Origin of the sequence: Dietzia sp., assembly GCF_036741115.1 — a bacterium.
In the GTDB taxonomy this organism is placed as follows: Bacteria; Actinomycetota; Actinomycetes; order Mycobacteriales; family Mycobacteriaceae; genus Dietzia.
Genome location: NZ_DAINST010000007.1, coordinates 13,330 through 25,617, shown reverse-complemented (window position 1 = coordinate 25,617; position 12,288 = coordinate 13,330). Strand labels below are relative to the sequence as shown.

General features: G+C 68.5%; 11 protein-coding genes and 1 pseudogene. 6 read left to right on the top strand and 6 right to left on the bottom strand.

Annotation, left to right across the window (positions count from 1 at the left end):
* From V7E05_RS02140 to V7E05_RS02130, 3 genes are all read left to right on the top strand, one after another.
* On the top strand, nucleotides 1-461 hold a 461-nt coding region (locus V7E05_RS02140; RefSeq protein WP_333618033.1), incomplete at its 5' end, for an alpha/beta hydrolase fold domain-containing protein.
* 23 nt (nucleotides 462-484) lie between these two features.
* Nucleotides 485-1,885 carry an L-serine ammonia-lyase gene (locus tag V7E05_RS02135; RefSeq protein WP_333618032.1) on the top strand — a complete coding sequence of 467 codons (1,401 nt, stop codon included), beginning with the start codon at nucleotides 485-487 and terminating at the stop codon, nucleotides 1,883-1,885.
* 571 nt (nucleotides 1,886-2,456) lie between these two features.
* Complete coding sequence (locus V7E05_RS02130; protein ID WP_333618031.1) at nucleotides 2,457-2,582, top strand: hypothetical protein; 126 nt, start codon at nucleotides 2,457-2,459, stop codon at nucleotides 2,580-2,582.
* A 391-nt stretch (nucleotides 2,583-2,973) separates the two neighbouring features.
* Here the strand turns inward: V7E05_RS02130 and V7E05_RS02125 are convergent, their stop codons facing one another.
* From V7E05_RS02125 to glyA, 3 genes are all read right to left on the bottom strand, one after another.
* Nucleotides 2,974-3,711, bottom strand: coding sequence for a DUF2786 domain-containing protein (locus V7E05_RS02125; RefSeq protein WP_333618030.1), 738 nt, complete (start codon nucleotides 3,709-3,711; stop codon nucleotides 2,974-2,976).
* Between the two features lie 146 nt (nucleotides 3,712-3,857).
* The gene (locus V7E05_RS02120; protein ID WP_333618029.1) at nucleotides 3,858-4,841 is read right to left on the bottom strand and encodes a LysR family transcriptional regulator substrate-binding protein; all 984 of its coding nucleotides are present in this window, start codon (nucleotides 4,839-4,841) and stop codon (nucleotides 3,858-3,860) included.
* A 35-nt stretch (nucleotides 4,842-4,876) separates the two neighbouring features.
* Nucleotides 4,877-6,178, bottom strand: coding sequence for a serine hydroxymethyltransferase (gene glyA / locus V7E05_RS02115; RefSeq protein WP_333618028.1), 1,302 nt, complete (start codon nucleotides 6,176-6,178; stop codon nucleotides 4,877-4,879).
* 230 nt (nucleotides 6,179-6,408) lie between these two features.
* Between glyA and coaA the strand changes: the two genes are divergently transcribed.
* Nucleotides 6,409-7,341: a type I pantothenate kinase gene (gene coaA, locus V7E05_RS02110; protein WP_333618027.1), complete on the top strand. Its 933-nt coding sequence runs from the start codon at nucleotides 6,409-6,411 to the stop codon at nucleotides 7,339-7,341.
* Between the two features lie 16 nt (nucleotides 7,342-7,357).
* Here the strand turns inward: coaA and V7E05_RS02105 are convergent, their stop codons facing one another.
* Genes V7E05_RS02105 through V7E05_RS02095 form a run of 3 tightly spaced genes read right to left on the bottom strand, consistent with a single transcriptional unit; the run spans nucleotide 7,358 to nucleotide 10,514 of the window.
* A complete protein-coding gene (locus V7E05_RS02105; protein ID WP_333618026.1) occupies nucleotides 7,358-8,263 on the bottom strand; it encodes an ABC transporter ATP-binding protein in 906 nt (301 codons plus the stop codon).
* A gap of 11 nt (nucleotides 8,264-8,274) precedes the next feature.
* Complete coding sequence (locus tag V7E05_RS02100) at nucleotides 8,275-9,390, bottom strand: FecCD family ABC transporter permease (RefSeq protein ID WP_333618025.1); 1,116 nt, start codon at nucleotides 9,388-9,390, stop codon at nucleotides 8,275-8,277.
* Nucleotides 9,387-10,514, bottom strand: coding sequence for an iron chelate uptake ABC transporter family permease subunit (locus V7E05_RS02095; protein ID WP_333618024.1), 1,128 nt, complete (start codon nucleotides 10,512-10,514; stop codon nucleotides 9,387-9,389). The genes V7E05_RS02100 and V7E05_RS02095 overlap by 4 nt, the downstream gene beginning before the upstream one ends.
* Nucleotides 10,515-10,881: 367 nt before the next feature.
* On the opposite strand from V7E05_RS02095, the gene V7E05_RS02090 reads away from it, so the two are divergent.
* Both V7E05_RS02090 and V7E05_RS02085 read left to right on the top strand, forming a co-directional pair.
* Nucleotides 10,882-11,916, top strand: a complete 1,035-nt coding sequence (locus V7E05_RS02090; protein WP_333618023.1) for an ABC transporter substrate-binding protein — start codon at nucleotides 10,882-10,884, stop codon at nucleotides 11,914-11,916.
* 185 nt (nucleotides 11,917-12,101) lie between these two features.
* Nucleotides 12,102-12,288, top strand: a pseudogene (locus tag V7E05_RS02085) (hypothetical protein); the annotation flags it as partial.

Below are 12,288 nucleotides of genomic sequence, written 5' to 3'. Positions count from 1 at the left end.
GAAACCTCTCGACCACGGCGTCTCTCCGGCTCCGGGACGCCGGCGAGGCGCTCCCCGCCTTCCAGCTTCTCGCCGTCCCCGTGACCACGGTGTCCGACCCCGGGACCGCGTCGTACCGGATCTACGCCGAGGGCCCATACCTCACGCGCCAGCACATCGACTACTTCACCTCCGCCTACCTCGGCGGGCAGGACGCCGGGTCGAGCCCTTACGTCTCGCCGCTCGCCGCCGACGACCTGTCGGGGCTCCCGCCGGCGCATGTCGCGGTCGCCGGATTCGATCCGCTGCGCGATCAGGGTGAGGCTTACGCGCGTGCCATGAGCGAGGCCGGGGTGGCGGTGTCGCCGCGCCGCCATCTCTCGCTGGTGCACCCTTTTATGAATTCGGTGGGTGTGAGCCGTGCCGCCCGGTCCGCCGTCGACGAGGCGATCGGCGCGATGCGGATGGCGTTGCGCTACTGATCGCCGGTCGTACGATAGTCCGCATGCGCGCCTCCGTCGTCGAGATGTTTTCCATCGGTATCGGCCCGTCGTCCTCGCATACGGTCGGCCCGATGATCGGCGCGGCGCTCTTCGCGCGCGAGCTCGCGGACCAGCACCCGGGGGCTGTCGCTCGCGTCGAGGTCGATCTGTTCGGTTCGCTCGCCGCAACCGGCCGCGGGCACGGCACCCCGGGCGCCGTGCTCGCCGGGCTCGAGGGCGCCGATCCCACGACGGTCGATGTCGAGCACGTGCGCGCGCTCGGCGCTGGCGAGTGCGACACGCTCACTCTCTCGGGTGGGACCGTGCTCGATATGGATGACGTCTCCGTGTCCCTTCGCATGGACCGCATCGCCACCCGGCACCCGAATACCGTCGATACCCGGGCATTCGATGTCGCCGGGGAGGTTCTGCTGTCGCGTCGGTTCTTCTCCGTCGGCGGCGGATTCGTGGAATTCGACGGCGACTCTACTTTTGTCGATTCCGGGTCCAGGGGCGAGTCTCTGCCGCCGGGGTTCGTCGTCTACTCGTGTGCCGACGATCTGCTTCGCGCATGCACGTCGCGGGGCATGTCGATCTCCCGCCTCGTGAGCGCCAACGAGGCGGTGCTGGCGGGCGAGGGCCTCGCGGAGAAGCATCTGCTCGAGGTGTGGCGCGCGATGCGCGCGTGCATCGAGGCCGGATTCTCCGCCGCCGGGACGCTGCCGGGCGGGCTCGGCGTCGAGCGACGCGCCGCAACGCTGGCCGCTCAACTCGGTTCCACCGATTCAGTGACTCGGACGATGGACACGCTAAATGCCGCGGCCATCGCCGTCAACGAGGAAAACGCCGCCGGGCATCGCGTGGTCACGGCGCCAACGAACGGCGCGGCTGGCATCGTCCCTGCCGTCATGTACTGGGCTTTCGAATGCGGCTGGGACAAGCTCGATGCCCCGGGCTCTGGCGAGCGCACGGAAGCGGCCGAAGACGAACTGGCTGTGCGATTCCTCCTGGCTGCGGGCGGGATTGGCGCGCTCATCAAGGAGCGGGCGTCGATCTCCGGCGCCGAGCTCGGCTGCCAGGGCGAGGTGGGTTCCGCGTGTGCGATGGCGGCGGCGGGGCTCGCGGAGATCATGGGCGGGACGCCAGCTCAGGTGGAGAACGCCGCGGAGATCGGCATCGAGCACAATCTCGGGCTCACCTGCGATCCGGTCGGCGCCCTCGTCCAGATCCCGTGCATCGAGAGGAACGCGGTGGGCGCGGTCAAGGCGGTCAACGCCGCGCTGCTTTCGCTCAAGGGTTCCGGCGAACACCGGGTCTCGCTCGACACCGCCGTCGAGTCCATGCGGCAGACCGGGCTCGACATGATGGACAAGTACAAGGAGACCTCGCTGGGCGGGCTCGCCGTCAACGTCCCGGAGTGTTGAGGAACACGGCGGAGCAGGAGGGCGGTCCTCGGCCCGGCGGGGCCTGGACTCCTCGCCTCGTAGCCCAATTGTTGCTCTGAAAAATCGGTCTGCCCCGGATCGGCTCGCGCGCGCCGTCCATGTCGACAGGACATGGCTTGCACCGCCCCGACGCTGGACAGCGGTATGTCGATCTGGCCGGCCGGCGACCAGGCGAGCGTCCTGTCGGCCGCCGGACACTCCTCGAGAAGCCTGGCAGCGAATCCCTGCCGGTGCCGGAGCGCTCACGGGGAGAACATCCCCCGAGGCTGTACCCAGCGAGAAGAGTGGCGTCGCGTTTGTCGGACAATAAAACTCCCGGTGCCGAGCCAGAGCGGCCACTACCCCCGTTTTAGTGTGCAACGACTACATCACGAAATGCTCTCTCTACCACCGAGGGAGCACGACATCGCTTCCCTCAACTGCACAGACGGCGCCACTACCGCGCGGCGCTGCCCTTCAACCCTCCGTGCCTCTCATGTACGGTCGGCAACGCAAGTCACACACGACCGCGAAATCATTTCCCTCGCGGCCAACCCCAGGAGGACACATCATGGGTTCCATTTCCGACATCTTCGGCCAGGTTTTCGACACCATCGGACAGTTCGTCGACCTCGGCGTCGGAAGCGCCAGCGGTTCGCTCCAGATCGTCTCGGACAGCCTCGGCGGCGAGGCCTAGGTCGCACATAGACTTCGACCCCCGGCCCTTCCCTGCGGGGGGGCCGGGGTTTCGCTATGGGCATGGGCAGCCCTGTCGAGCCTTTAGAGCCGGGCGCTGAAATCCGCCCACACCATCTCGTCCATTGCGCCGTAGATATCGTTTCCGCAGAGGAGCGGAGCTCCTCGGTCACAGGCGTGACCACCAGCCCTGGCGCCACCGCATCGAGCGGGATCCCGGCTCCGGCGAGTCGATGCCCGACCAATTCTGTTTCATTGGATTGGGCTGTATCGAGGCGATCGAGGACAAGGCCGCCGCGCGAGGCGCCGGCGAGCGTAGCAATGCGGCACGCAGTCCAGTGAGGGCTTCGGTGGTTCCGAAGAAGTCGACGGCAGCCGTGGCGTGGGCCGAGCTATGCCGAGAGTCGACGCGGCCCTCCCTCGACGCGCGTATTTCCTATGTCGACGACCCGCCCCGCACGGATACCCGCCGAGACTGCATCGCGATCGAGCAGGGCCCGTGAGTGCCTGCCCACCAACGCATATCCGTTCTCGGCGAGCCAAAGGCCCCGTGCAGCATCTGCCTTCTTGCGGTCCGAGGCGAAGTCGAGCTCGGCCCCGCATGGCTCTTCCGCTCCCTCGGCCTCGCCCCTGGCGCGCTCACCTGCCACCGCGTAGTCGATCTCGCCGAGGCGATCGGCGACGGAACCCATGAACGCATGGAGGAACGAGATCCGCTTTCTCCGTGTCGAGGCGGCGTTCGGGCCGCGCATCGCTGCCATTTCCGTGGTGCTCAACGCGTGGAGTAGTGGCCAGAGGAACTCGAGTCTTTCGAGATGCCTGCGCCGCCCGAAGACCACCGCACCCGCTCGCTCGCGGCCGAACGAATACGAGCAATGCAGCGATTCGGCGACCCTCCCGAACGCAGCGCCGTAGTCCCGCCCGTAGGTAAAACGCATGGGAATCTCTATCCGGACGATATCGGACTCCGCAGCCCCCGGATCCACATCCGACTCGGCGAGCCCTTCCCGCGCCATGAGCTCGAACGCCTTGTTCCGGAACGCCTCTGCTTCTGCGGGCGTAGCAGACCGGTCTGCGCTCTGCCGCAACAGCTTTTCGATCTTCTCTTTGGTCCCCGTGCCGATTGCCATCTCTGCTCTCCGTTTCGTCGCGGCAGCAATGGCCGCGTGGTGTGTTCGGCGCCCCCGCGCCCTCACACCTCACGACGATCCGAGCAGATGGATCGGTTCCCCTGGCATCGACAGGGCGCCCTACTACTTTCGTAGAGCGGAGCCGCCTATCGCTGGCGCCGGCCCCCTCGACCACTCGAGCGTCCACGCCTTGCCCCTGACGCCGGACGTCCGCGCCCAGAACCGCGGCTCTGTTCCCCGGCCTTCCTCGGAGCCGCGCTGCGTCCGGTCTTGCCCCTGGGCTTCTCCCGAACTGCCCCGCCTTTGTCGCGGGCTCGATCCCCGCCTTTTTCCGTCTCCGAAGCCGCGGATCGGGCCTCCGGGCCGCGCGAGGAATTGGCGGTGCGCCCCTGCACGATGCCGACCAATCCCGCGATCGCCTCGTCCTCGCCCCGTTCGGGAAGCCATGCGATGCCGACTCTCGTGCTCGGCGGCTCATCGAGCGGCACGACGACCACGTCCCGGCGAGAATGTGCGCGCGCGAGCGGGAGCGGGAGCTGCCCGAGACCGACGTTCGCCGCGACGAGCTCGACGTGCATCTGCACCTCAGCGGAAGTGGCGACGAGCGGATCGACGGGCTCGACCCAGCGCTCCCCGTCGAGCTCGTCCAGGGACAACGACGCGAAGAGCGACGCCTCGTGGTCCTTGGGGACTAGAACGGACTGCGCCTCGTCGTACAGCGGGATCCGCGCGAGCCCGAGCGGCGCCGAGCGCGGATCGTCCGAGGACTCGCGGACGAAGACCACGTCGAAGCGCTCGGGGCGATCGCCGCCGGTGTTCCCCAGTTCGTCGTGAGCCGAATCGGGCGTAGCGGAGGTGGCGTCCACGGAAATGTCGGCCTCCGGCGTCATTCCGGATGTGCCGCCGAGGAGCCGCGCGGCATCGGACACGCGTGCCTCGGCGAGGTCGAGCACGAATCCCTGCACCTCGACGACCGGAAAGCGCTCGGCCATGCGGCGGAGCCACTTGTCCGGGGCGAGGCCGGGCGGGAAACCGACAGCGAGCGCGACGCGATCGCGCCCGGATGCGGCCGTCGGTTCGGTGCCGGATCCGCCCCCGGACCCGGCACCGGGCGCCTCATGCGGGTTCACGTGATCACCGTTCCAGGTGGGAAGGCGGACGGGACCTAGCCCAGGATCTTCCAGTCCTCGAGGCCGTCGTACAGCGGCTTGGATTGCGCCAGGGCGGTGACCCGGCCGCGGAGCGCCTCGACGTCCGCCTTCTCGCCGCCAACCAGCGCGGCGGCGATGATGTCGGCGACCTCGCGGAACTCGGTATCACCGAAGCCACGCGTCGCCAGCGCCGGGGTGCCGATGCGCAGGCCGGAGGTGACCATCGGCGGACGCGGATCGAAGGGCACTGCATTGCGGTTCACCGTAATCCCCACGGAGTGGAGGAGGTCCTCGGCCTGCTGCCCGTCCATCGCGGAATTGCGCAGGTCGACGAGCACGAGGTGGACGTCGGTGCCGCCGGTGAGCACGTCGACTCCAGCCTCCCGGCAGTCCTCCTGTGTGAGCCGCTCGGCGATGATCTGCGCGCCGGAGATCGTGCGCTTCTGCCGCTCGGCGAACTCGGGCGAGCCCGCGATCTTCATGGCGATGGCCTTCGCCGCGACGGCGTGCATGAGCGGGCCGCCCTGCTGGCCGGGGAACACGGCCGAGTTGATCTTCTTGAACAGGTCGAGATCGTTGGTGAGGATCATGCCCGAGCGCGGGCCGCCGAGGGTCTTGTGCACGGTGGTGGAGACGACATCCGCATACGGGACGGGGCTCGGGTGCAACCCCGCGGCGACGAGGCCGGCGTAGTGCGCCATGTCGACCCAGAGCTTGGCTCCCACCTCGTCGGCGATCTCGCGGAACTTCGCGAAGTCCTGCTGGCGCGGGTACGCCGACCAGCCGGCGATGATCACGGCCGGCTTCTCGGCGACGGCCTGCTCGCGCACCGCGTCCATGTCGATCTGCATGGTCTCCGGGTCCACCTCGTAGGCGACGACGTCGTAGAGCTTGCCCGAGAAGTTGAGCGCCATACCGTGCGTGAGGTGGCCGCCGTGGGCGAGCGACAGGCCCATGATCTTCTCGCCGGGCGTCGCGAGCGCCATGAGCACCGCCGCGTTGGCCTGCGCGCCGGAGTGCGGCTGGACGTTCGCGTACTTCGCGCCGAAGACCTCCTTGGCCCGGTTGCGGGCGAGGTCCTCGGCCTGGTCGACGAACTCGCAACCGCCGTAGTAGCGACGGCCCGGGTAGCCCTCGGCGTACTTGTTGGTGAACACCGAACCCTGCGCCTGCAGTACCGCGCGCGGAACGAAGTTCTCCGAAGCGATCATCTCGAGGGTGTTGCGCTGCCGGCCGAGCTCGCCCGCCATCGCCTCGGCGAGCTCGGGATCGAGCTCGGAAAGCGATACGTTCATCACGTCCACGGAATCAGACATCGTTTGCAGGTTCCTCCCAAGATGGCCACGGTTTCTGCGGTAAGTCTATACTTCCTTGCCCCCGCGGGATCCCAGCGGCTGCGCTTGGGCGATCCCGCTGGATGCACCTGGACGATCCTGCCGGCTGCACCCGAGCGTTCCCGTCGCCCACGTAGCGGCCCATCCGGGCACGCAGCGCTGCCCGGTCTGGAACAATCGGCGGGGGCATTCGGGCAACCGGAAGGGACAGCGTGAGTCGGAGCACCAACGAGCCGTCGCCGTACATCGAGTTCGACAGGCCGCACTGGAAACGACTCCGCCAGTCGATGCCCATGGTGCTCACCGAATCCGATGTCCAGGGGCTGCGCGGCATCCAGGACCACCTCGATCTCGACGAGATCGCGGAGATCTACCTGCCCCTTTCGCGGCTCATCCACCTGCAGGTGTCGTCGCAGCAGCGCCTTTTCCAATCGCGCAATACCTTCCTCGGGCATGCCTCGGAGAAGGGCGTGCCCTTCGTTATCGGCATCGCCGGCTCGGTGGCCGTGGGCAAGTCGACCACCGCGCGCGTGCTCCAGGCGCTCCTCTCGCGCTGGGACTCGCACCCGCGCGTCGATCTGGTCACCACCGACGGCTTCCTCTACCCCAATGCGGAACTGGAACGCCGCAACCTCATGCAGCGCAAGGGCTTCCCGGAGTCGTACGACCGGCGCGCCCTCCTCCGCTTTGTGACGGCGGTCAAATCCGGCGCCTCGGTGGTCGAGGCCCCGGTGTATTCCCATAAGGAATACGACATCGTCCGCGGCGAGAAGATCAGCATCGAGCAGCCGGACATCCTCATCGTCGAGGGCCTCAACGTACTGCAGACGGGTCCGCGGCTCATGGTCTCGGACCTCTTCGATTTCTCGGTGTACGTCGACGCGAAGCTCGAGGACATCGAGAACTGGTACGTCGAGCGGTTCCTGGCCCTGCGTAACACGGCGTTCCAAGACCCGAATTCGCACTTCAACCACTACGCCACGCTCACCGACGATGCCGCGCGCAGCGCTGCCCGGCAGATCTGGGGTTCGGTGAACCGCCCCAATCTCGTGGACAACATCCTGCCCACTCGTCCCCGGGCGACGCTCGTGCTGCGGAAGAATTCGGACCACTCGATTCAGCGGCTGCGCCTGCGCAAGATCTAGGTCCCGGCCGGGACCTTTAGCTCGGGAGGACCACGGGGCAGCCGAGATCCGGGTCGGCGATAACGCGGCACTCGAGGTCGAAGACGTCGCGGAGCGATTCCGGGGTCACCACGTCGGTCGGGGCACCGCGGAAGCGGATCTCGCCGTCGCGCATGGCGACGAGGTCGGTGGCGAAGCGCGCGGCCAGCGCGAGCTCGTGGAGAACGGCGACCACCGTGCGCCCCTCGCGCCGGAGGTCGTCGGCGATCCGGAGGACCTCGAGCTGGTGGGTGATGTCGAGGTACGTGGTCGGCTCGTCGAGAAGGAGCACGTCGGTGTCCTGGGCGAGCACCATCGCGATCCACACGCGCTGGCGCTGCCCGCCGGACAGCTCGTCGACGAAGCGGTCCGCGAGATCTGTGGTCCCCGTTCGCGCCAGCGCCGCGTCGATCGCTTCTTCGTCCTCCCGTGACCACTGCGAGAACAGCGACTGGTGCGGGTAGCGGCCGCGCGCTACGAGGTCCCGGACGCCGATTCCGTCCGGCGCCACCGAGCTCTGCGGCAGCAGCCCGAGTCTGCGCGCGACCTCCTTGGTCCGGTACGAGGAGATGTCCTTGCCGTCGAGGATGATCGAGCCGCCCTGCGGCTTGAGCAACCGCGAGAACGCGCGCAGCAGGGTCGACTTGCCGCAGGCGTTTGGGCCGATGATCGCCGTGAATCCCCCGGGCTCGATGTCGAGCGAGATCCCGTCGAGCACCGACCGGGCCCCGTAGCCCGCGCGCAGCTCGCGCGCGGCGAGCGGACTAGCCGCCACGGCAGCCGCCCCGGCCGTCACACCACTCGAGGCAGCCGCCGGCCCTGCCGAGCCGCCGGCGACCGCGCCGTCCGCCGAGCCGGCGGAGGAAGTCGCGGAGGCGCTGGTGGCCGTGTGGTCCGTCGTCATGGGTGATTCTCCTAGGTGTCTCGGGCTTCGCGGGCGAGGAGCCACACGAGGTAGAGGCCGCCGATGCAGATGGTCACAGCACCGACGGGGAGGTCATTGTCGCCGAAGGCGTGCTGGGCGAGGAGATCGGCCGCGGGGACGAGTGCGGCGCCGACTGCGGCGGAGCCGAGGAGTGTCACCGACTCGCCTGTGTGGCACAGCAGTCGCGCGATCGACGGCGCCGCGAGCGCGACGAAGAGGATCGGCCCGGCGATCGCGGTGGACACAGCCGTCAGGGAAACGCCGAGCACGATGAGCACGAGCTTCGAGCGCTCTACCGGAACGCCCAGCACGGTGGCCACGTCGTCACCGAGCTCGAGGTGGGTGAGGCGCCGCGCGAATCCGGCGAGGGCCAGCGCGAGCACGGCCGCCGCGATCGTCGCGACCACAAGTTCGGTCCAGGTGGTCCCCTTGAGGCTGCCCGCGCCCCACACCGCCACCTCCATGGCGACGTCGAGGTCGCTGGCGATGGAGAACCACGTGTTGAGCGAAGCGAGCATCGCGGCGATGGCGATACCGACGATCACGAAGCGGAAGCCCTGGACACCGCGGCGATACGCGAGCGCGTAGACGAGCAGCGCCGTGGCGAGGCCGCCGAGGACCGCGCCGGCGGAAATCCACCACAGCCCGTGGGCCCCGAGGATCGTCACCACGATGACCCCCGTGTACGCGCCGTTGTTGAAGCCCACGACATCCGGACTGCCCAGCGGGTTCTTGGTGAGCGACTGGAACACCGCACCGGACAACCCCAGCGCCGCGCCGAGGACTATCGCGACGAGCGCGCGCGGCATGCGCCACTCGAACACGACCTTCCGCAGCACCGCCGAGGAATCTCCGGTGAGCACGTCCCACAGCTGCCCGGGGCCCAGCGAAATCGTGCCGAGGCACAAGGACACAGAGGTGCACACGAGGATCGGCACAAGTAGCGCCGCGGCCACGAGGAGCGTTCGCACGCGCAGCTCCATCCCGACACCGCCGACGCGGAGCTGCCAGAACGTCCCCGTCCGTCCCCGCCGCAGCGAAGTCGACACGACCCCACCGGACCTCTCGACCGCGCCCTCCCCGGTGGCGCGCACGTCCGCCGTCACAGGCCCGAGGCCTTGCTTCGGCGAACCAGCAGGATGAGGATCGGCGCGCCGACGAGGGCCATCACCACGCCGACCGGCAGTTCGCCGGAGATGAGGAAACGGCCGATGATGTCGGCGCCGAGCAGCAACGAGGGCGAAAGCAGCATCGTGTACACGATGATCCACCGCTGGTCCGGGCCGAAAATCCAGCGCACCACGTGCGGCACCATGAGCCCGAGGAACGCGATGGGCCCGGCCGCCGCCACCGCACCGCCGCACAGCAGCATGATCGCCAGGAGGCTGCCCGCACGCACGAGCCCGACCTTCGCGCCGAGGCTCGTCGCGGCATCCTCACCGAGGGCCAGCGCGTTGAGCGGCCGCGCGCAGATCAGCGCGATCACGAGCCCCACCAGCACGAACGGAAGAATCGCGCCGAGCGTCTCCGGCGGCCGGTCCGCGATCGTGCCGGCTTCCCAGAAGCGGATCTCGTCGTAGGTCGCGGGATCGAGCAGCCCGATCGCGCGGGTCGAGCCGAGGAGCACCGCGCCGAGCGCCATGCCCACGAGCGTGAGCCGCAACGGGGTCGCGCCCTTCCCGCCCCCGGCCGCGATGACGTAGACGGCAACCGAGGCGATCGCGGCCCCGGCCATCGCGTACCAGACGTACCCGCGCACGCCGTCGAGCCCCAAGAAGGCTATGCCGCATGTGACGGCGAACGCCGCACCCGCATTAACCCCGAGAATGCCCGGATCGGCGAGCGGGTTGCGGGTGACCGCCTGGATGAGCGCACCGGCCACTCCGAGTGCCGCGCCGACCGCCAGGCCGAGGATCGTGCGCGGAATCCGCAGGTCGTGCATGACGATGGAATCGGCCGAGTTGTCCGAGTGCCAGAGCACCTCCCACACACGGCCGAGCGGGACGTAGCCCGAGCCGTAGGCGAGGCTCGCGAAGGTGATGCCCGCGAGGAGCGCCAGCACCACGGCGATTCCGGCGACGTGGATCCCGGCGCTTCTGCGCTTCGGGTTGACTGCCTCGGCATCGGCGGTCCGCTCCGCGGTCCCGGCGGGCACGGAGGGACCAGAGGACCCAGTTGGGCCCGTGGCCTTTTCCTCGACGGCCGTCACGCGCTCACCCCGCTTCCCCACTCGTGCATCGTCGACCCTCGATCCTCCCAGTCGTTCTCCGGCGTCGGCCGTTCGCCCACCCGGTCGATGCTCCGTCTTGACACTCCCTGTGAGAGCCACCGCCTGCCCGGGCCGCCGGGCACGACCGCCCCGCCAGTGCGTTTCCGCAGGCCGAGGATTTAATACGCCCCTAGTATGGACTCCCAATCCTCTCATAGCCTAGCCTTAGCTAAGTGAAAGGTCATCCTCGATTGTAAAGCAGATCGCTGCATGGCTTTTCCCGGGCGCACGAACCGCGCCCGATCCCCCGTCCACCACTCGGCACCGGGCGGACGCGGGAGCGCGCCCGCATCGCCGACCCGCCCGGCGCGGCCATGGAAAGGCAAGAATGACGATCTCCGACAAGCGAAGCAGGCTCCGGCTCCTCACGGCCGGTGCCATGCTCGCGATCTCCGCCCTCGCCGTCTCGGCATGCTCGTCCGCATCGGATTCGGGTAACGGTTCCGGCTCCAGCGAGTCCTCCTCGGCCGAGTCCGCCGGCGAGTCCTCGACGCGGACCGTCTCCACCGAGAACGGCGATATCGAGATCCCGGCCGAGCCGAAGAAGGTCGTCGTCCTCAACAACGCGCTCGCCGGCTACGCCTACCACCTCGACCTCCCCGTCGCGGCCACGGTGCCCGAGTCCGTCGGCAAGCCGGGCGAGCCCGGACAGTTCTGGAAGGACGACGCGGAGAAGAACGGAACCGAGTACCTCCCGTGGTCCAACGACGGCTTCGACCTCGAGTCGATCCTCGCCACCGAGCCCGACCTCATCATCGCCGGCGGCATTGGCTTCCCGTACCGCCACGCGACCCAGCAGTACAAGGACCTCTCCGAGATTGCCCCGACCATCGTGGTCCCGGACTCCCTCGACACGTGGCAAAAGCAGTACGAGTTCCTCGCCAATGCCGTGGGCAAGCCCGAGGTCTACCAGGATGCCGTCAAGACCTACGAGGACAAGGTCACCGAGGTGCGCGACAAGATCACGCCGCCGCCGGCGCCCGTCGCCTACCTGATGTTCTCCGGCAAGGACAAGACGCTCGTCGCTAACGACGAGGTCGGCTACCCCACGACGCTCAAGGAGGTCGGCCTCGAGCCGGCGCCGCTCAAGGCTTCGGGCAAGTTCGAGCCATACGGCGGCTCGGGCGACGCGCTCACCATCTCCAGCGAGCAGATCACGCAGGAGCTCACCATGCCGACCCTGTTCGTCCTCGGCTTCAACAAGGACGTCACGAGCGTCGACCAGCTCAAGAACGACCCGGTGTACTCGAATCTCCCGGCGTTCAAGGACGGCCACGCCTACGACTTGCCGTACTGGATCAACCGTCCGGACTACGACGAGGCTCTCGGCACCCTCGACCTCGTGGAGAAGATGTTCTCCTAGTCGGCCCGACTATCCATAGGTACCCCGCCTACCGGTAGGCGCGTCGCCTCTCCCGGCTCCGCAACCGAGCCCACCCCGAGAAGGCTCCGACCGGGCGCGAATTCGCGCCCGGTCGGAGCCTTCTCGGGGTGGTGTTCTCAGCTACTCGGTAGCGTGCCCTAGCCTGGCAACGGAAAGGATGGTCGATGTCGAAGACGACGCAGCACATTCACGGGCGCCGACCCCAGCCCCGGCCCCGGCCCCGGCGCCGCGCGGCTCGCGCGCTCCCCGCTGTTGCCATCGTGGCGACTGCCGCCCTGGCGCTCTCCGCCTGCGGTGAAGGCAGCAGTTTCGATGATGCCGATTCCGCGAATCGCACCTCGACCGCCGCGC